13 protein-coding genes and 1 pseudogene are annotated in these 18,739 nt (G+C 74.4%); 5 read left to right on the forward strand and 9 right to left on the reverse strand.

All coding sequences use genetic code 11. From position 1 onward, the window contains the following. Nucleotides 1–14 precede the first annotated feature (14 nt). Complete coding sequence (locus ACZ4U4_RS24665; RefSeq protein ID WP_467878174.1) at nucleotides 15–749, forward strand: MBL fold metallo-hydrolase; 735 nt, start codon at nucleotides 15–17, stop codon at nucleotides 747–749. Between the two features lie 60 nt (nucleotides 750–809). Further along, on the forward strand, nucleotides 810–1,640 hold the full coding sequence (locus ACZ4U4_RS24670; protein WP_467878176.1) for a DUF3097 domain-containing protein: 831 nt from the start codon (nucleotides 810–812) through the stop codon (nucleotides 1,638–1,640). On the opposite strand, the gene ACZ4U4_RS24675 is transcribed toward ACZ4U4_RS24670, so the two are convergent. The 5 genes from ACZ4U4_RS24675 to lepA form a co-directional block, all read right to left on the reverse strand. Further along, nucleotides 1,618–2,196 carry a Uma2 family endonuclease gene (locus ACZ4U4_RS24675; protein WP_467878178.1) on the reverse strand — a complete coding sequence of 193 codons (579 nt, stop codon included), beginning with the start codon at nucleotides 2,194–2,196 and terminating at the stop codon, nucleotides 1,618–1,620. The two genes, ACZ4U4_RS24670 and ACZ4U4_RS24675, sit on opposite strands and share 23 nt — an antisense overlap. Before the next feature lie 101 nt (nucleotides 2,197–2,297). Then, a complete protein-coding gene (gene hemW, locus ACZ4U4_RS24680) occupies nucleotides 2,298–3,530 on the reverse strand; it encodes a radical SAM family heme chaperone HemW (RefSeq protein ID WP_467878181.1) in 1,233 nt (410 codons plus the stop codon). Nucleotides 3,531–3,637: 107 nt separating this feature from the next. Next, entirely contained in the window at nucleotides 3,638–5,752 is a 2,115-nt protein-coding gene (locus ACZ4U4_RS24685; protein ID WP_467878183.1) for a SpoIIE family protein phosphatase, read from the reverse strand. Nucleotides 5,753–5,962: 210 nt separating this feature from the next. Next, the gene (locus ACZ4U4_RS24690; protein WP_467878186.1) at nucleotides 5,963–7,852 is read right to left on the reverse strand and encodes an AMP-dependent synthetase/ligase; all 1,890 of its coding nucleotides are present in this window, start codon (nucleotides 7,850–7,852) and stop codon (nucleotides 5,963–5,965) included. A gap of 293 nt (nucleotides 7,853–8,145) precedes the next feature. After that, nucleotides 8,146–10,014, reverse strand: coding sequence for a translation elongation factor 4 (gene lepA, locus ACZ4U4_RS24695; RefSeq protein WP_467878189.1), 1,869 nt, complete (start codon nucleotides 10,012–10,014; stop codon nucleotides 8,146–8,148). A 293-nt stretch (nucleotides 10,015–10,307) separates the two neighbouring features. On the opposite strand from lepA, the gene rpsT reads away from it, so the two are divergent. Together rpsT and ACZ4U4_RS24705 are read left to right on the forward strand one after the other, a co-directional pair. Continuing rightward, nucleotides 10,308–10,574 carry a 30S ribosomal protein S20 gene (gene rpsT / locus ACZ4U4_RS24700; RefSeq protein WP_030283819.1) on the forward strand — a complete coding sequence of 89 codons (267 nt, stop codon included), beginning with the start codon at nucleotides 10,308–10,310 and terminating at the stop codon, nucleotides 10,572–10,574. A gap of 306 nt (nucleotides 10,575–10,880) precedes the next feature. Continuing rightward, the gene (locus ACZ4U4_RS24705; RefSeq protein WP_467878192.1) at nucleotides 10,881–11,705 is read left to right on the forward strand and encodes a hypothetical protein; all 825 of its coding nucleotides are present in this window, start codon (nucleotides 10,881–10,883) and stop codon (nucleotides 11,703–11,705) included. Between the two features lie 218 nt (nucleotides 11,706–11,923). On the opposite strand, the gene holA is transcribed toward ACZ4U4_RS24705, so the two are convergent. Then, a complete protein-coding gene (holA, locus tag ACZ4U4_RS24710; RefSeq protein ID WP_467878357.1) occupies nucleotides 11,924–12,907 on the reverse strand; it encodes a DNA polymerase III subunit delta in 984 nt (327 codons plus the stop codon). 98 nt (nucleotides 12,908–13,005) lie between these two features. Here holA and ACZ4U4_RS24715 point away from each other — a divergent pair, with 98 nt between their 5' ends. Then, on the forward strand, nucleotides 13,006–13,251 hold the full coding sequence (locus ACZ4U4_RS24715; RefSeq protein ID WP_467878359.1) for a hypothetical protein: 246 nt from the start codon (nucleotides 13,006–13,008) through the stop codon (nucleotides 13,249–13,251). A 181-nt stretch (nucleotides 13,252–13,432) separates the two neighbouring features. Here the strand turns inward: ACZ4U4_RS24715 and ACZ4U4_RS24720 are convergent. The 3 genes and pseudogenes from ACZ4U4_RS24720 to ACZ4U4_RS24730 form a co-directional block, all read right to left on the reverse strand. Then, nucleotides 13,433–15,868 (reverse strand): annotated as a pseudogene (locus ACZ4U4_RS24720) (ComEC/Rec2 family competence protein); the annotation flags it as partial. A 209-nt stretch (nucleotides 15,869–16,077) separates the two neighbouring features. Beyond that, nucleotides 16,078–16,773 (reverse strand): ComEA family DNA-binding protein, encoded by a 696-nt coding sequence (locus ACZ4U4_RS24725; protein ID WP_467878195.1) that lies wholly within the window; start codon nucleotides 16,771–16,773, stop codon nucleotides 16,078–16,080. A 994-nt stretch (nucleotides 16,774–17,767) separates the two neighbouring features. Further along, complete coding sequence (locus ACZ4U4_RS24730) at nucleotides 17,768–18,613, reverse strand: DegV family protein (protein ID WP_467878197.1); 846 nt, start codon at nucleotides 18,611–18,613, stop codon at nucleotides 17,768–17,770. Nucleotides 18,614–18,739 lie beyond the last annotated feature (126 nt).

Genomic DNA, 18,739 nt, shown 5'->3' on the forward strand with positions numbered 1-18,739 from the left:
GATAGCGTCTCGGCATGCGCACGACTTGGGAAGAGGCGGGATGGGAACGGCTCGGCGACGGCATCGCCCGCCGCCGGATGCCGGGCTGGGACGAGACGGTGGGCGCCGTCGTGGGGTCGGACGGCGTGCTGCTCGTCGACACCGGCGCCACCCTGCGCGACGGCGCCGAACTGCGGCTCGCCGTCCGCCGGGTGGTGGGCCGCGACGTGACGCACATCGCGCTGACCCATCCGCACTTCGATCACGTCCTGGGCACCGCCGCCTTCGCCGGGGTGCAGGTTTTCGCCGCCACCGGCGCCGCCGAGCTGCTGGCCCGGGAACGGGAGACGCTGCGGGAGGACGCGGTGCGCCACGGTGTCGATCCGGACACCGCCACCAACGCCACCGACATCCTGGTGCTGCCGCACCACGGCGTCCACGGTGAACTGGCCGTCGACCTCGGCGACCGGCAGGTGCTGCTCGCCAATGCCGGCCCCGGCCACACCGCGCACGACCTCGCGGTCCTCGTCCCGGGGCGGGGCACGGAGCCCGAGGTGGTCTTCTGCGGCGACCTCGTGGAGGAGTCCGGCGAGCCGTCCGCCGGGCCCGACGCCCTCGGCCGGCAGTGGCCCGCCGCCCTGGACCGGCTGCTGGCGCTGGGCGGCGAGGACGCGCGGTACGTCCCCGGGCACGGCGCCGTGGTGGACGCCGCCTTCGTCCGCGCCCAGCGCGACGCACTCGCCGCCCGCTTCGCCGTCCCTCCCTCCTGACCTGCGCTTTCGTATGCGTATCCGGCACCCGACCCGTCACAGAACAGGCATCCCGACACCATGCAGAGCAGGCACTACGGCCCCGACCTCACCCCGCCGTGGAAGAAGCAGCGGCCCGCGCCCGAGGTGGCGGCGGAGCCGGATCTGGTGGTCGAGGAGGTGACCACCGGGTTCTGCGGGGCGGTGATCCGCTGCGAGAAGTCGGCGCAGGGGCCGACGGTCACCCTGGAGGACCGGTTCGGCAAGCACCGCGTCTTCCCGATGGAGCCGCGCGGCTTCCTGCTGGAGGGCAAGGTCGTCACACTCGTACGGCCCCGGGAGCGGGCTGCGGGCGGTCCGGCGCGGACGGCGTCCGGTTCGCTGGCGGTGCCCGGCGCGCGGGCCCGGGTCGCGCGGGCGGGCCGGATCTATGTGGAGGGGCGGCACGACGCGGAGCTGGTCGAGCGGGTGTGGGGCGACGACCTGCGCATCGAGGGCGTGGTCGTGGAGTATCTGGAGGGCATCGACGATCTGCCGGAGATCGTCCGCGCCTTCTCCCCCGGGCCCGACGCGCGCCTCGGCGTCCTCGTCGACCATCTGGTGCCCGGCTCGAAGGAGTCCCGGATCGCGGCGGGCGTGACCGATCCGCATGTGTGCGTGGTGGGCCACCCGTACATCGACGTGTGGGAGGCGGTGAAACCGTCGTCGGTGGGGATCGCGGCCTGGCCGGTCGTACCGCGCGGCCAGGACTGGAAGACCGGGGTGTGCCGGGCGCTGGGCTGGCCGGAGAACACCGGCGCCGCCTGGCAGCGGATCCTGTCGAACGTACGCAGCTACAAGGACGTGGAACCGGCGCTGCTGGGACGGGTGGAGGAGTTGATCGACTTCGTCACGGTCGGCGGTGCGGCCTGACGCCGGGGAGGAGGCCGAAGTCGCCGGTCTCCAGCTCGACGCCGAGCGCGTCCAGCGGCACCGGCTCGCCGAACTTGCTGATCCGCTGGACAGCGTAGTCGGCGTCGTCGCCGCTGCCGGACGGTTCGGTGAGCAGGACGCAGTGGCCCACGATGGGGTCGACGATCAGATAAGCGGGGATCTTGCCCGCGGCGTAGACCGAGCGCTTGACGCCGTAGTCGCGGTCCACGCTCGTCTTGGAGACCACCTCGACCACCATCGTGACCACCGCGGACGGCAGCAGCCGCCCGGACTCCGGCCCGGCGCCGCTCTCCAGCACCACGAGGTCGGGGACCGGCTCGCTCTGCTCGCTCAGGATGTCGATGTCCTGGGTGAGCAGCCACTCCCAGCGGTCGCTGGGCATTTGCATCGCCACGGACCTCACGATCCTGTTATGGATCAGGTCCGGCCCCGCCATCATCACGATTTCCCCCCGGAGGAGCTCAATCTTGACGCCCTCGGGAACATCGATGTTCTCGAAGAGCTCCGTCATCCGGCGTTCATCCACAGCGGTCATCTCCATGGCCTCCGTTTCCCGTCGCCGTGTCCTACGGCACAAGGTCAGGAGGAGCGTAGGCAGGTTCGGGGGCCTGCCGCATCGATTCACTCTTTCGGTAATCAGTCCACCAGATCCCGCACCACCGCGTCGGCCAGCAGGCGGCCGCGGAGTGTCAGGACGGCGCGGCCCGCGGCGTACGGGGCCGGTTCCAGGAGGCCGTCGGTGAGGGCGCGGGCGGCGGCGCGGGTGCCCGCGGGGGCGAGGAGGTCCAGGGGGCAGCCGTCGGCGAGGCGGAGTTCCAGGAGGATGCGTTCGACGCGGCGGTCCTCGGCGGCGAGGAGTTCGCGGCCGGCGCCCGGGGAGAGGCCCTCGGTCAGGGCCTGGGCGTAGGCGCCGGGGTGCTTGACGTTCCACCAGCGGACGCCGCCGACGTGGCTGTGGGCGCCGGGGCCCGCGCCCCACCAGTCGGCGCCGGTCCAGTACAACTCGTTGTGGCGGCAGCGGGCGGCGTCGGTGGTGGCCCAGTTGGAGACCTCGTACCAGCGGAAACCGGCGGCGGTGAGGCGTTCGTCGGCGATGAGGTAGCGGTCGGCGTGTACATCGTCGTCGGTCATCGGGACCTCGCCGCGGCGGATGCGGCGGGCGAGCTGGGTGCCCTCCTCGACGATCAGGGCGTACGCGGAGACGTGGTCGGGCCCGGCGCCGAGGGCGGCGTCCAGGCTGGCGCGCCAGTCGTCGTCGCTCTCGCCCGGGGTGCCGTAGATCAGGTCGAGGTTGACGTGCTCGAACCCGGCGGCGCGCGCCTCGGCGACGCAGGCTTCGGGGCGGCCGGGGGTGTGGGTGCGGTCGAGGATCTTCAGGACGTGCGGGCGGGCGCTCTGCATGCCGAAGGAGACGCGGTTGAAGCCGCCCTCGCGCAGCCCGTCGAGGTAGCGCGGGTCGACGGTCTCCGGGTTGGCCTCGGTGGTGATCTCGGCGTCCGGGGCGAGCCCGAACTCGTCGCGGATCGCGGCCAGCATCCGGCCGAGGTCGGCGGCGGGCAGCAGGGTCGGGGTGCCGCCGCCGACGAAGACCGTCTCGACCTGCCGCGGATCGTCGCCGAGCACCTTGCGGGCCAGCCGGATCTCCTCGACGAGGTGGTCGGCGTAGGTCTCCCGGGAGGCGAGGGCGCCGCCGGGGCCGCGCAGCTCGCTCGCGGTGTAGGTGTTGAAGTCGCAGTAGCCGCAGCGGGTCGCGCAGTACGGGACGTGCAGGTAGAAACCGAGCGGGCGGTCGGCGGCGCCGGTCAGCGCGGCGGCGGGCAGCGCCCCGTCCCCGGGCATCGGCTCCCCATCGGGCAGTGCGGAAGGCATGGGGTCCATTGTCCGTCATCCGGGGGCGGTCCCGGTTCGCGGCCGGGTCGGGGCCGCGCGCTCCGGCCGGAGGCCCGCTCCGGGCGGCGCTCCGGTCCGGGCCCGGCCTACCCCGCCGCCCCCTCCTCCTCGTCCTCCGGGATCGCCTGGAGGACGAGGAGGGCGAGGTCGTCGTCGGGCGGGGTCGGGGAGAAGCCGTGGACGGCGCGGCGGATGTGCTCGGCGATGTCGGTGGCGGGCAGCCCGGCGCAGGCGGCGAGGGTGCGGGCCAGCCCGTCGTCGTCATCGAACTGGTTGCGGCCCGAGCGGCGCTCGGTGACGCCGTCGGTGACGCAGAGCAGCGTCTCGCCCGGGGCGAGGTCGAACGCCTCGCTCTCGTACGTGGCGTCGCCGACCACGCCCAGCAGCATCTGCGGGGCGGCGACCACCCGGACCGTGCCGTCGGTGCCGAGGACCAGCGGGAGCGGGTGGCCGGCGCTGGCCAGGGTGCAGCGGATGCCGCCGGAGCCGTCCGGGTGCGGGACGATCTCGCCGTAGAGCAGCGACAGGAAGCGGGCCTGTTCGCCCTCGTCGCGCAGGCCGACGGAGGACTGCACCCCGGCCTCGGCGGCGACGGCGGCGGCCACCGCGGCGACGGAGTCGGCCGCCTCTCGGGCCATGGTCTCGTTCAGCCGGTCCAGCACCGCGCCGACGCCGAAGCCGTCGCGGGCCAGCAGCCGCAGCACCGGCCGGGCGAGCCCGGTGACGGCCGCCGCCTCCGGGCCGCTGCCGCAGACGTCGCCGAGGGCGAAGCACCAGCGGCCGTCGCCCGCGTCGAAGAGGTCCCAGAAGTCGCCGCCCGCCCAGGCGCCCGCGCGCGGTTCGTAGACCACGGCGGAGGCGACGCCCGGGACCTGCGCGCGGCCGTGCGGCAGCAGCCTTCGCTGGAGGACCCGGCTGATCCGCTCCTGCCTGCTGTACGCGCGGGCGGTGGCGACGGCGCGGGCGACGCGGCGGCACAGGTCCTCGGAGAGGCCGACCGCCGCGTCGGGGAAGCGCGGCAGCCCGGACCGGCCGAGCAGCACCGTGCCCAGCCGCAGGCCGCCGCTGATCAGCGGGCAGGCGAGGGCGGCGCCGCCGAGGGGAGCGCCCTCGCCGTCCGCGGCCCCGGGCTCGTCCGCCGCCTCCGCGCCGTCCGGCCACGCCCAGGGGACGGCCGAGCCGTCGGTGGCGCAGGACCGCGAAGGCGCCCCCGGGGGCGGGGCCTTCTCCAGGGCCAGCCGGAGCGGGTCGAGGAGGCTCTCGCGGGAGTGCCAGACGTGGGCGAGGCGCGGCGGTTCGCCGCCGCCGGCCGTGCCCGGCACCGGCCCGCCGGCCTCGCCGTCGTAGAGCCACACCGCGCACCAGTCGGCGAGCCGGGGCACCACGAGCTGGGCGGCGAGGGAGGCGATGCGGTCGGCGTCGAGCGGGCCGGAGAGCAGGTCGGACGCCTCGGCGAGGAAGGTCGGCGCGCCGTGCGTGATCCACTCGGCGGCCGTGCCGGAGGGGCCGGGATCGGGTGCGGCGTACCCGTAGGAGGTGTCGCTGTAGCTGCCCGCTCCGTAGGCGGCGTCGGCGTATCCGGCGGCGGGCCGGTCGGCCGCCGGGGCCTCGGGGTCGCGGGCGGACGCCGGGCGGTACGCGCCGTCCGGTGCTTCGGTGCGGTACGCGGGGGCGTCGTCCGGGGCGGTGCGGGCGGCCGGGACGTGGCCGGGCGCGCGGTCCGTCCCGGTCTCCGGGGCGGTGGTCGCGAGGCGGAACCAGACGGCCTTGGCGGCGCGGTCGTAGGTGATGCCCCAGGAGGTGGCGACCGCGCCGACCAGCTGGAGGCCGTGGCCCGCGCCGCCGGGCAGCTCGCCGTGGTGCGGTCCGCACACCGGCCGGGTGGGGTGGCGGTCGGCCACCTCGACGGTCAGGCCGTCCGCGTCGAGGCGGCAGCGGACGTCGACGTCGGTGCCGGCGTGCACCACGGCGTTGGTCACCAACTCGCTGACCAGCAGCACCGCTTCGTCCGTCAGCCGCCCGTCCAGCCGCTCCGCGCCCGGTGGCCGCCGGGCCGCCCAGTCGGCGAGCGTGGCGCGGACGAAGCGGCGGGCGTCGGCCGCCGCCCGGGCCGTGCCCGGCAGCGCGAGGGAGCGGGCCGCCCCTGCCGCACCCGCCGGGTCCGCGGCTCCGGTCTCCGCCGCTAACGCAGTCGTCGTCATCCCCGCACCTCCCGCGCGGCACGGCCGTCCGCCGCGTGCCGCACGGACAGGGTGACAGACCGGCCGCGTGCCACGACACCGCGTCACGGCGGAACGGCGCGCGGACGGCGGGGAAGCGGCCGGGAAGCGCAGGCAGCGGGCCTGCGGGCGGATCTCACCGGACGGGCGAGGGGGCGCGCGGCGCCCCGGCGCCCGCCCGGGCGGGCGCCCTCACGCCTCCCGCGCGCCCGCGTACATCTCGTCGATCAAGTCCTTGAAGGCCCGCTCGACGACCGGCCGCTTCACTTTGAGACTGGGGGTGACCTCGCCGTGCTCGATGTCCAGGTCGCGCGGGAGCAGCCGGAACTTACGGACCTGCTGCCAGCGCTGGAGGCCCTCGTTGACCCGCTCGACATAGCCGTCGATCAGATCGCGGGTCCGCCGGTCCGCGACGACCTCGGCGTACGGGCGATCGGCCATGCCGCGCTCGGCGGCCCAGGTCAGCAGCGTCGGCTCGTCGAGGGCGATGAGGGCGGTGCAGAAGTTCCGGTTGGCGCCGTGCACCAGGACGTTGGAGATGAACGGGCAGAGCGCCTTGAAGCGGCCCTCGACCTCCGCCGGGGCGATGTACTTGCCGCCCGACGTCTTGATCAGGTCCTTCTTGCGGTCGGTGAGCCGCAGATAGCCGTCGGCCGACAGTTCACCGATGTCACCGGTGTGGAACCAGCCGTCGGGCTCCAGGACCTCGGCGGTCTGCGCCTCCAGCCCGTGGTAGCCCTGCATGATACCGGGGCCGCGCAGCAGGATCTCGCCGTCCTCGGCGATCCGCACCTCGGTGCCGGGCAGCGGCTTGCCGACGGTGCCGGTGCGGTACGCCTCGCCGGGGTTGACGAAGCTGGCGGCGCTGGACTCCGTCAGGCCGTAGCCCTCGAGGATGTGGATGCCGGCGCCGGCGAAGAAGTAGCCGATCTCCGGGGCGAGGGCGGCGGAGCCGGAGACGGCGGCGCGCAGCCGGCCGCCGAACGCCGCGCGCAGCTTGGCGTAGACGAGCGCGTCGGCGGCCTTGTGCTTGGCGGCGAGCGCGAAGGGGACGGAGGCGTTGCCGGTGCGGCGGAAGGTGTCCTGGGAGACCTTGGCGTACTCGCGGGCCACGCCCGCCGCCCACTGGAAGATCTTGTACTTGGCGGCGCCGCCCTCGCGCGCCTTGGCGGCGACGCCGTTGTAGACCTTCTCGAAGATGCGCGGGACGGCCGCCATGTAGGTCGGCCGGACCACCGGCAGATTCTCGATGATCTTGTCGACCCGGCCGTCGACGGCGATGACGTGGCCGACCGAGATCTGCCCGGCGGTCAGCACCTTGCCGAAGACATGGGCGAGCGGCAGCCAGAGGTACTGCACGTCCTCCGCGGTGACCATGCCGGTGGCCTGGATGGCGCGCGCCATGTACGACCAGCAGTCGTGCGCCAGCCGTACGCCCTTGGGGCGGCCGGTGGTGCCGGAGGTGTAGATGAGCGTGGCGAGCTGGTCGGCGCGGAGGGCGGCGACGCGTTCGGTGACGCACTCCGGGTGCGCCTCCAGATGGGCGGCGCCGCGCTTCTCCAGGTCGGCGAGGGAGAGCACCCAGCCCTCCGGGTCGTCCTCGGCGGGCCGTGCGTCGGCCTCCTCGATGACGATGACATGGGCGAGGTCGGGCAGGTCGGCGCGGCGCTCGCGGACCTTGTCGAGCTGGGCGGCGTCCTCCGCGATCAGCACCCGGCTGCCGGAGTCGGACAGGATGTACGCGGTCTCCTCGGCGTTGGTGCTGGGGTAGACCGTGGTGGTGGCGGCGCCGGAACAGAGCACGCCGAGGTCGGCGAGGATCCACTCGACGCGGGTCGCGGCGGCCAGCGCCACCCGCTCCTCGGGGCGCACCCCGAGCGCCATCAGCCCGGCGGCCGTGGCATACACCCGCTGCGCGGCGTCGTTCCAGGTCAGCGACTTCCAGTCGTCGGGGCCCGTGCCCGAGACGGGCGGCACGGGGTGACGGAACGCCTCCGCGTCGGGCGTCGCGGCGACCCGCTCCAGGAAGAGGCTCGCCACCGAAGGCGGGCGGTTGTCGATCAGCGTGTGGGTGTCCGTCACGGCATCCTCCGGGGCCCGCTACATTGCTGGTGACTCGCGAGTAACCTTTGAGCGAGATCAGAGTAGGCCGCGTTCGGTCGCCATGTAAGAGTCTGCGGCCGACTGGTTCACGAAGTGATCCGTACGCTGTACGTGCAGATACCCCCTCGCCGCATCTCCGGCATATCCCCCGGAAGCCTGCCGTCCGGGACGTCTCACCGGACCCCGGCACGACGAAGGCGCCGACCCGCGCGGGGTCGGCGCCCTGTCCGGAACGCGCCCGCTCCCCCGTGCCGGGAGGCGGGCCGCGGCCGCTACTTCTTCTTGTCGCCGTCGGAGTCCGAGGAGAGCACCGCGATGAACGCCTCCTGCGGCACCTCCACGCTGCCGACCATCTTCATCCGCTTCTTGCCTTCCTTCTGCTTCTCCAGCAGCTTCCGCTTACGGGAGATGTCACCGCCGTAGCACTTGGCGAGGACGTCCTTGCGGATGGCGCGGACCGTCTCACGGGCGATGACCCGGCTGCCGATCGCCGCCTGGATCGGCACCTCGAAGCCCTGCCGCGGGATCAGCTCACGCAGCTTGCCGACGAGCCGGACGCCGTACGCGTACGCCTTGTCCTTGTGGCAGATCGCGGAGAACGCGTCGACCTTGTCGCCGTGGAGCAGGATGTCGACCTTGACGAGGTCGGCGATCTGCTCGCCGGTGGGCTCGTAGTCCAGGGAGGCGTAGCCGCGGGTCTTGGACTTGAGCTGGTCGAAGAAGTCGAAGACGACCTCGGCGAGCGGGAGGGTGTAGCGGATCTCGACGCGGTCCTCGGAGAGGTAGTCCATACCGAGGAGGGTGCCGCGCCGGGTCTGGCACAGCTCCATGATCGCGCCGATGAACTCGCTGGGCGCCAGGATGGTGGCCCGCACGACCGGCTCATGGACCTTGTCGATCTTGCCGGTGGGGAACTCGCTCGGGTTGGTGACCTCGTGGTGCGTGCCGTCCTCCATGTCGACCTGGTAGACGACGTTGGGGGCGGTCGCGATCAGCGCCAGGTTGAACTCGCGCTCCAGCCGCTCGCGGATGACCTCCAGGTGCAGCAGGCCCAGGAAGCCGACGCGGAAGCCGAAGCCGAGCGCCGCGGAGGTCTCCGGCTCGTAGACCAGCGCCGCGTCGTTGAGCTGGAGCTTGTCCAGCGCCTCGCGCAGCTCCGGGTAGTCCGAGCCGTCCAGCGGGTACAGGCCCGAGAACACCATCGGCTTGGGGTCCTTGTAGCCGCCCAACGCCTCGGTCGCACCGTTGTTGAGCTGGGTGATCGTGTCGCCGACCTTGGACTGCCGGACGTCCTTCACACCGGTGATCAGATAGCCCACCTCGCCCACGGAGAGGCCGTCGGCGGCCTTCATCTCGGGCGAGTTGGTGCCGATCTCCAGCAGCTCGTGGGCGGCGCCGGTGGACATCATCCGGATCCGCTCGCGCTTGTTGAGGGTGCCGTCGACGACCTTCACGTACGTCACGACGCCGCGGTAGGCGTCGTAGACCGAGTCGAAGATCATCGCGCGGGCGGGGGCGTCCTTGACGCCGACCGGCGCCGGGACGTCGCGGACCACCCGGTCCAGCAGCTCGGGCACGCCGACGCCGGTCTTGGCGGAGACCCGCAGCACGTCCTCCGGCTCACAGCCGACGAGGTTCGCCAGCTCCGCGGCGAACTTCTCGGGCTGCGCGGCGGGCAGGTCGATCTTGTTGAGGACGGGGATGATCGTGAGGTCGTTCTCCATCGCCAGGTAGAGGTTGGCGAGGGTCTGCGCCTCGATCCCCTGCGCGGCGTCGACGAGGAGGATGCAGCCCTCGCACGCGGCGAGGGAGCGGGAGACCTCGTAGGTGAAGTCGACGTGGCCGGGGGTGTCGATCATGTTGAGGATGTGGTGGGTACCGCTCCCCTCCTCACCCTCGGACGGCGACCACGGGAGCCGCACCGCCTGGGACTTGATCGTGATGCCGCGCTCGCGCTCGATGTCCATGCGGTCGAGGTACTGCGCGCGCATCTGCCGCTGGTCGACGACACCGGTGATCTGGAGCATCCGGTCGGCGAGCGTCGACTTGCCGTGGTCGATGTGCGCGATGATGCAGAAGTTACGGAGGAGGGCCGGATCGGTACGGCTCGGCTCCGGCACGTTCGTAGAGGTCGCGGGCACGCAGGGTCCATTCAAGGCGGGTAGGCGGAACAGGGTGCGTCCGGCGGACCCGCCATGATCCGCAAGACCACCCTCGGGTGTGACGTCCTCCCCATGGTCCCATGAGCGGCGCCCCGGCCCGCTCCGGGCGCTCACCCGCAGCTCCGGGTCCCTCCCGACGGCGGGCCCCCACGGGCGGAAACCGCCCGGATTGGGTGGCTGAGGAGGCGACTGGTAGCCTGGTCCACTGCGCTTCGTGCCCTCTCAGTACGTCGCGCAACTCGAAACTCCAACGAACCTGAAAAGGCTCTTTCGTGGCGAACATCAAGTCCCAGATGAAGCGGATCAAGACCAACGAGAAGGCTCGTCAGCGCAACAAGGCTGTCAAGTCCACTCTGAAGACCGCGATCCGTCGCACCCGCGAGGCCGTGGAGGCCGGTGACCTGCAGAAGGCCACCACCGCCCAGGCCGAGGCGGCCAAGAAGCTCGACAAGGCCGTCAGCAAGGGTGTCATCCACAAGAACGCCGCCGCCAACAAGAAGTCGGCGCTGGCGAAGAAGGTCGCCGGCCTCAAGGGCTGACGACCTCCGCCGGACGGCCTGCCGTCCGACCCGCACCACCCCGCCGTCGGGGACCCAGCGGCCCCTCTCTCCGCTCCTCGTACGGTGCACCACCGCGCCGCACACGGCCTGCGTTCGCCACGCGGGTGCGGCGCACCCCGGCCCACCCGGCCTCTCGCCGGGCGCGCCGACACATGACACATACGGAAAGCCCCGCCTGTGCCCTTCCCCAGGGCCGGCGGGGCTTTCTGCTGAGCTTTCCCTCGGGGCCGTGCGGTGGAGTTCGGCGGGCCGGGCGTTGTCGGTGGGGTCCGTTACTCTGCGGGCATGTCGATCTCGGGGGATTCCGGCCTGCCCTACGGCCCGCCGCAGCCGAACCCTTACGGCGGTCCGGTCCCGGCACCGTCCCCTCCGTACGCCCAGCCGTCGCCGCAGCCCGGTGGCTTCGGGCCGCCCGCACCGGTGCAGCCGCCGGTTCCGGACGCCAGGGGCAAGGGCGCGTCCGGCTGGATATGGGCGATCGGCGGCGCCGTCGCGGCCAGCGCGCTCTGGGGCTCCCTGCTCTTCGCCACCGGCGGGTTCAGCGGCGAGCCCGCCCCCGACCTCGCCGGTTACGCGTACACCTCCGACCTGTGCGCGGACACCTCCCTGAAGCCCTTCGAGGACGCCCGGTACCGGCCGTCGCAGAACGCCACCACCTCCGGCTCCAACCCGGAGCACAGCGGTTCCCAGCAGCCCTCCGCCGACTCCATGTGGTGCACCATCACGCTGCAGCAGGAGGACGGCAGCAGCTCCGACTACTCCTCGGCGACCGTCTACACCACCGCGGTCCTGCACAAGAAGAGCGACCCCGCCCCGGAGTTCGCCGACACCTACCGCGCCTACGAGAAGCAGAGCTCGCCCTCGAACCGCTACCAGGTCACACCGGTCGAGGGCCTCGGCGACGAGGCGTATCTGGTGAGCCGCGAGGACCAGGACAGCAACACCGGGCGGTACGCGATCCTCGCCGTCCGGCACGGCTGGACCACTTACCAGACGACCTGGTCCGGCTACGCCTCCGGCCAAAGCATCACCAACCAGCCGACACCGGACGACGTGGGCGACATGCTCAAGGCCAGCGCCAAGGAGACGCTGGCGAAGCTGCGGGGGTGAGGGGCCGGGGCCCGCGGCTCGCGGTACGGCTGGGGCCTCGCAGGCCGACGGGGAGTGCGCCGGGGCAGGCGGAGTGTTGCCGGAGGCTTGCCGGGGGGCTTGCCGGGCGCCGGAGGGCCGGGACGCGCCTGGTCAGGGACTGACGTGCCTGGTCAGAGGCTCAAGAGGCGGGCACAGCCTCCGGTCGGCCCGGCCTGGCCCTGCCCGTCCCGGGTCGGTCAGCGGGAGCGGGCCGCGCGGGCGACGGCCACCACGGCCTTCTCCAGGGCGTATTCGGGGTCGTCCCCGCCGCCCTTGACGCCTGCGTCGGCGGCGGCCACCGCGCGCAGCGCCGTCGCCACGCCATCCGCCGACCAGCCGCGCATCTGCTGCCGTACGCGGTCGATCTTCCACGGCGGCATGCCCAGCTCACGGGCGAGATCGCCGGGGCGGGCGCCGCGCGGGGCGGAGGCCAGCTTGCCGATGGCGCGGACGCCCTGGGCCAGCGCGCTGGTGATCATGACGGGGGCGACGCCGGTCGCGATCGACCAGCGCAGCGCCTCCAGCGCCTCGGCCGCCCGGCCCTCCACCGCGCGGTCGGCGACGGTGAAGCTCGATGCCTCCGCCCGGCCGGTGTAGTAGCGCGCGACGACCGCCTCGTCGATCGTGCCCTCGACATCGGCGGCCAGCTGCGAACAGGCCGACGCCAACTCCCGCAGATCGCTGCCGATCGCATCGACCAGCGCCTGGCACGCCTCGGGCGTCGCGGAGCGCCCCGCCGCCCGGAACTCGCCCCGCACGAACGACAGCCGATCGGCGGGCTTCGTCATCTTCGCGCACGCCACCTCGCGCGCGCCCGCCTTCCGGGCGGCGTCCAGCAGCCCCTTGCCCTTGGCCCCGCCCGCGTGCAGCAGTACGAGCGTGATCTCCTCGGCGGGCGACGTGAGATACGCCTTCACGTCCTTGACGGAATCCGCCGACAGATCCTGGGAGTTGCGCACCACCACGACCTTGCGCTCCGCGAAGAGCGACGGGCTGGTCAGCTCGGCGAGGGTGCCGGGCTGGAGCTGGTCGGAGGTGAGGTCCCGCACATCGGTGTCCGCGTCGGCGGCGCGGGCAGCCGCCACCACCTGCTGGACCGCGCGGTCCAGCAGCAGGTCCTCCTGGCCCACCGCGAGCGTCACGGGGGCGAGCGGATCGTCGTTTGCACTCTTCCTGGCCATCGCGCTCCAGCATCCCACGCCCCACTGACAGCGCCGCCCCGCGCACCCCGCCGGACCGGCCCGCCCGGCGCACCGGCCCGCTGACCGACAATGGCCTGGTGAGCGATGCACGACACGTACTGGTACTGCCCGACCGCGACGCCGCCGAGGAGGTGGCCGAGGCCCTGGCCGAACGCTTCGGCGTCCCCGAGGAGCCCCAGCTCGTACGGGACGCCCTGGCCGGGGAGGACGACGCCGAGGACGCCCAGTGGCTGGTGGTCGTCGAGGACCCGGACGGCCGCTACGACGCACACCGGCTGGACGCCCTCGCCGCCGAGCACGAGGGGTGGCGCGAGAGGGAGTAGCGACCGGGCGGCGGGACGGCGCACCGGACCCGGCCGGACCGGGCGGGGCACGGCCCGTACGGCGACGGTCCCGGCGGGTAGAGGTCCGGCCGACGCGGCGCGGGCGGCGGCTGCGGTGCGCCGGGAGACGGTGGCCGGGAGGGCGGCGGAGCCCGCGTGTCCTGCCGTCGGGGCGGCGGTCCTCCGTGGTCACCGCCAGATGCTGGTGGGTGCCGAGCACGGCCGACGCGCCCCCGGTGTCGGTACGCAGGACCATGGCGCCCCCGCGCCGTAACGCGTCGACCGTGCGGGGCGCCGGGTGGCCGTACGGGTTGTCCGCGCCCACCGAGATGAGCGCGAGCCGCGGTGCCAGGCGCTGGAGCAGCGTCGGGTCCTGGTGGGCGGAGCCGTGGTGGGCGACCTTGAGGACGTCCACGGCGGTCAGCTCCGGGTGCGCGGCCAACAGGGCCTGCTGGGCGGGTGGTTCGAGGTCGCCGAGGAGCATCAGGGTCAGATCGGCGCTGCGGACGAGCAGCGTCACGCTGGCGTTGTTGGGCCCTGACGCGCCGCCCGTGCCGTCCGCCGGCGGCCACAGGACCTCCCAGCTCAGCTGCCCCAGACGGCGCCGCTCCCCCGGGACCGCCGGGGCCACCGGGACGCCCGCCTCCGCCGCCGTACGCCGCACGAACTCCGCCTGGCCGGGCGGCTCCCGGAGCGTGGTCGTCTCGATCAGGCCGACCGACCGGCCGCGCAGCACGCCCGGCAGTCCGTCGACATGATCGGCGTGGAAGTGGCTCAGCACCACCACGGGCACCCGCCGCACCCCCAGGGCCGTCAGGCAGCGGTCCATCGCACGGGGCTCGGGGCCCGCGTCCACCACCAGAGCGGTGCCGTCGCCCGCCGCCAGGACCAGGCCGTCGCCCTGCCCCACATCGCAGGCGACCGCCCGCCACCCCGGTGGCGGCCAGCCCGTCACCACCCGGGTCAGCGGCACCGGTCGCCACACCACCAGGACCAGCGCCAGCGCACACACGGCACACAGCCACCGGCGGCGCAGCACCCGCCGCCCGAGCGGCACCAGCACGACCGTGACGGCGGCGAGCGCGAGCCCGCCCGTCCAGCCGCCCGGCCAGCCGAACTCCGCCCCGGGCAGCGCCGCCCCCGTACGCGCCACCCCGGCGATCCAGCCGACGGGCCAGCCCGCGCACCAGGCCAACGCCCGGGCGAGAAAAGGGAGTACGGGTGCCACGGCGAGTGCCGCGTACCCGAGGACCGTGGCCGGGGCGACGGCAAGTTCCGCCAGGAGGTTGCAGGGCACCGCCAGCGGTCCGACCCGGGCGGCGAGGACCGCGACGACCGGGGCGCAGACCGCCTGGGCGGCGGCTGCGGCGGCGATCACCTCGGCGAGGCGCGGCGGCACCCGGCGCCTGCGGAGGGCCGCGCTCCAGCGGGGTGCGAGCACCAGGAGCGCACCGGTGGCCAGGACCGACAGCAGGAACCCGTAACTACGGGCCAGCCACGGGTCGTAGAGCACCAGCAGCAACACCGCCGCGCCCAGGGCGGGCAGCAGGGAGCGGCGGCGCCCGGTGCCGATCGCCACCAGGGTGATCAGGCCGCACGCCGCGGCCCGCAGCACGCTGGGGTCGGGGCGGCACACGACGACGAAGGCGAGGGCGAGACCGCCCCCGGCGAAGGCGGTGGCCCGCAGCGAGAGGCCCAGGCGCGGGGCCAGGCCACGGCGTTCGGCACGGGAGGCGAGGTGCGGCGGGCCGATCAGCAGTGCCAGCACGATGGTGAGGTTGCTGCCGGAGACGGCGAGCAGATGGGTGAGGTCGGTGGCCCGGAACGCGTCGTCGAGGTCGGGCGGCACCCGCGAGGTGTCCCCGACCACCAGGCCGGGCAGCAGCCCGCGGGCGTCGGGCGACAGTCCGTCGGAGGCGTCGCGGAGCCCGGCCCGCAGACCGCCGGCCAGGCGCTGGAGCCCGGACGGTGCGCCGGTGACCTGCGGCGGGCCGTCGGCGGTGACCCGGAGGACGGCGGCGATCCGGTCGTCGGGCGGCATCGGCGGGGCGGCGCGCACCGGCACCCGGACGCGGGTGGTCGGCAACAGCGTCCGCCACCGTTCCAGGACCTCACCGCCCGCCGTCCGGGCCCGATCCGGGGAGTCGGGGTGTGCGTCCCCGGGGCCCGCGGCTCCCGGTTCCTGAGCCGTGCCCTGGTCCGTGGCCGTGGCCGTTGCCCGGGGGGTCGCTTCGTTCTTCGGGTGATCCGTATCGCCGTCACGGCTCGCCACGACGACGAGGGCGGGCGTACGGAGCGCGGTCACCGAACCGTCCGGGGCGGTGAGGCGCACCACCTCGGCGGTGAACACCAGAGACGGCGGCAGCCGGTGCGATCCGCGGACCTTCGGGCGGACCGTCCGCGGGTCTCCGGTCACCTCCATCTCGGCGGTGAGACGGGCATGGCGCGCGGCCCAGGAGGGCAGCGGCCCGCGCCGGGCGTCCGCCGCGTGCAGCGCCGCGCTTGCCGCGCCCGCCGCCCCGCAGAGCAGCACCGACGCCAGGGCCACCAGCGCCCCGGCGGACCGCAGAAGCCCGGTGCGCGGACCATTCGCCGTCTCCGTCCGGCGTCGCCGCATCGCCGCCCAGAGGGCCGGTGCGGCGAGGGCGACCGCGAGGGCACAGACCGCCGCCACCACACCCGCCGGGGCGCCCAGGGCGAGCGCGGCCGCGCCCCACGCGGCCGTCGCCGGTGCCACCAGGCGCAGGTCGGCCGGGGCCTGCTGCCGCGGTTCCGCGGCTCCGGGAGCGGAGTCGGCCGTCGCGTGGACGGTCCGGTTCCCGGTGCTCATGGCTGCACCAGGGGTTGCAGGTCGGCGAACTTGCGGTCGCCGATCCCGGTCACCTCACGCAACTGGTTCACCGAGGTGAACCCGCCGTGCCGGGTGCGGAATTCGACGATGTGCTGTGCCAGTACGGGGCCGACGCCGGGCAGGGTGTCGAGCTGCTCCACGGTCGCGGAGTTGAGGCTCACCGGCTGCCCGGGCGCGGCGGCACCCGGCCCGCCGAGCCCGCCCGCGGCACCGGCCGAGGCCGCGCCGGGCGGCCCGTTCGCACCACCGCCCGGGCCCGCCGCGCTGCCCGCCTTGCCGACGACGATCTGCTCGCCGTCCACCAGCAACCGGGCGCGGTTCAACCCCTGGGTGTCCGCTCCGTGCAGCACCCCGCCGGCCGCGGCCAGCGCGTCCATCACCCGCGCCCCCGCCGGCAGTCGGCGCACCCCGGGGTGCTCGACCTTGCCCACCACGTCGACCATCAGCTGACGGCCCGCGCCGCTCGCGCTCGCCCCGGGCGCGGGAGCGGCACCTGACGGCCCCTGCCCCGGCGACGGGCCGGGCCCCGGCACCGCCCGCGCCGCCGCCGGGGCCCGCACCGGCTCCGGCTCGCCGGACCAGAAGTGCTGCGCCGCCAGGACGAGCGCCACCACCAGCACCACCCCGAGCGCCGCCAACGCCTTCGGCTCCGTACCGAACCGCGTCTGCATCCAGAGGGGTAACCGCTCCCCCACGGCCAGCCGCACCCGCGCCCGACGGGTCAGGACGGGAGGACCGGGGGCGCTGTGCGGGGTGGGAGTGTGGCGGAGGTCGGGGGTCTTGGGGCGAGGACTTGAGGTCCGCTTCGGGGCCGGGTCAGGGGCGGGCTCCGGGGATGCCTTACGGGGCGGGTCCGCCTGCTGCCCGGGGTCGGGCGGCGGACCCGGGCGCGCCGTGTGGCCCCGCCCCTCGGCAGGGCCGGACTCCGGAGACGCCTCGGGCGACGGGCCTGTCTCGTCACCGGGGGCAGGGCCGGAGCTCAACGAGCGGCGCAGCCCGGCGCCGAGGCCCGCATCCGAGAAAGCCTCACGCGGCGGATTCGCCGTACCGCCGAGGGCGGGCTCGGGGCTCTCCGTACGGCCGGAGTCACCGGAGCCGGCGCTCGCCCTGCGCCCCGTCCCGGGAGCCCTGCCGCCGGGCTCCGTCGCCTCGGCCGCAAGCGGCCCCGGCCTCCCCTGATCAGGCCCGGCTCCCTCCTCCCGCCGCCGGCCGGAGGCAGAACCCGGCACCGGCCCCGCATCCCACCCCGCGCCCCCGTGATCGTGCTCCGTCCCCGCCCCCACGCCGAAGAGGACGGCCGCCCGTGCCCGTACCGCCGCCGATCCCGTGGCACGGCGCTCGGCCCGCCGCCTCGTACGGCCACCGCTCCGTGCCGAGGACGGGTCGCGACCCGCGCCCGAGACCTCCAGGACATCGGCACCGGAACCGCCGCCCACCTCGCCAAGGCGGGACCCCCCACCAACCGAACGTGACTCTCTGCTCATACCGACCGACGGTAGGCCGCACGCGCCAGCCGTGCCGAGGCGCGTCAAATCCCGTGGATAACCGGCGACTTGTGGATAACCGCACCACCCGGAGGGGTGCCCCCCGCCACCAGGCCCGGCTACCCGATGTAATCATGAGCCCCGCCCCTAGCCGCATCGCCCGCCGCGGCGGGCGACAGCCCTACCGCGGCGCGACCACGACTCCCAGCAACCCCGGTCCGGTGTGGGCGCCGATCACCGCGCCGACCTCGCTGACATGGAGCTCGTGCAGGCCCGGTACGCGTTCGCGCAGGCGGGTGGCGAGGGCGTCCGCGCGCTCCGCGGCGGCGAGGTGGTGCACGGCGATGTCGGCCTCGCCCTCGCCCGCCCGCTCCGCGGCGATCTCCTCCAGCCGGGCGATGGCCTTGGACGCCGTACGGACCTTTTCGAGGAGTTCGATGCGGCCGTCGGTCAGCTGCAACAGGGGCTTGACGGCGAGGGCGGAGCCGAGGAGGGCCTGTGCGGCACCGATGCGGCCGCCGCGGCGCAGGTAGTCGAGGGTGTCGACGTAGAAGTAGGCGGAGGTCGCGGCGGCGCGGCGCTCGGCCGCGGCGACCGCGGCGTCGGCGTCGCCACCGGCCTCGGCGGTCTCGGCCGCCGCCAGGGCGCAGAAGCCGAGGGCCATCGCGACCATGCCGGTGTCCACGACCCTTACGGGTACCGGCGAGTGCCGGGCGGCCAGCACCGCGGCGTCGTAGGTGCCGGAGAACTCGGAGGACAGGTGCAGCGAGACGATCTCGGTGGCACCGGCGGCGGCGACCTTGCGGTAGGTGTCCGCGAAGGTCGTCGGGGCGGGGCGCGAGGTGGTCACCGGCCGGCGCTTCTGCAGTGCCTGGGCGACGGATCTCGCGGAGATCTCGGTGCCCTCCTCCAGGGCCTGGTCCCCCAGGACGACGGTCAGCGGGACGGCCGTGATGCGGTGGCGCTGCAGTGCCACCGGCGGCAGGTAGGCCGTGGAATCGGTGACGATGGCGACATGGCGGGACATGAAGGGGAGGTTATCGGGGGAGGACCGGCAGCCGACAGTGCGGGGCCGTTCCGCACCCGGTCACGGGCTCTCCCGCTCCGACCGCCCGGCCTGCGCGGGGCGGACGCGTCCGTACAGCGCCCCGCC

The organism is Streptomyces sp. NPDC029159 (assembly GCF_055564055.1).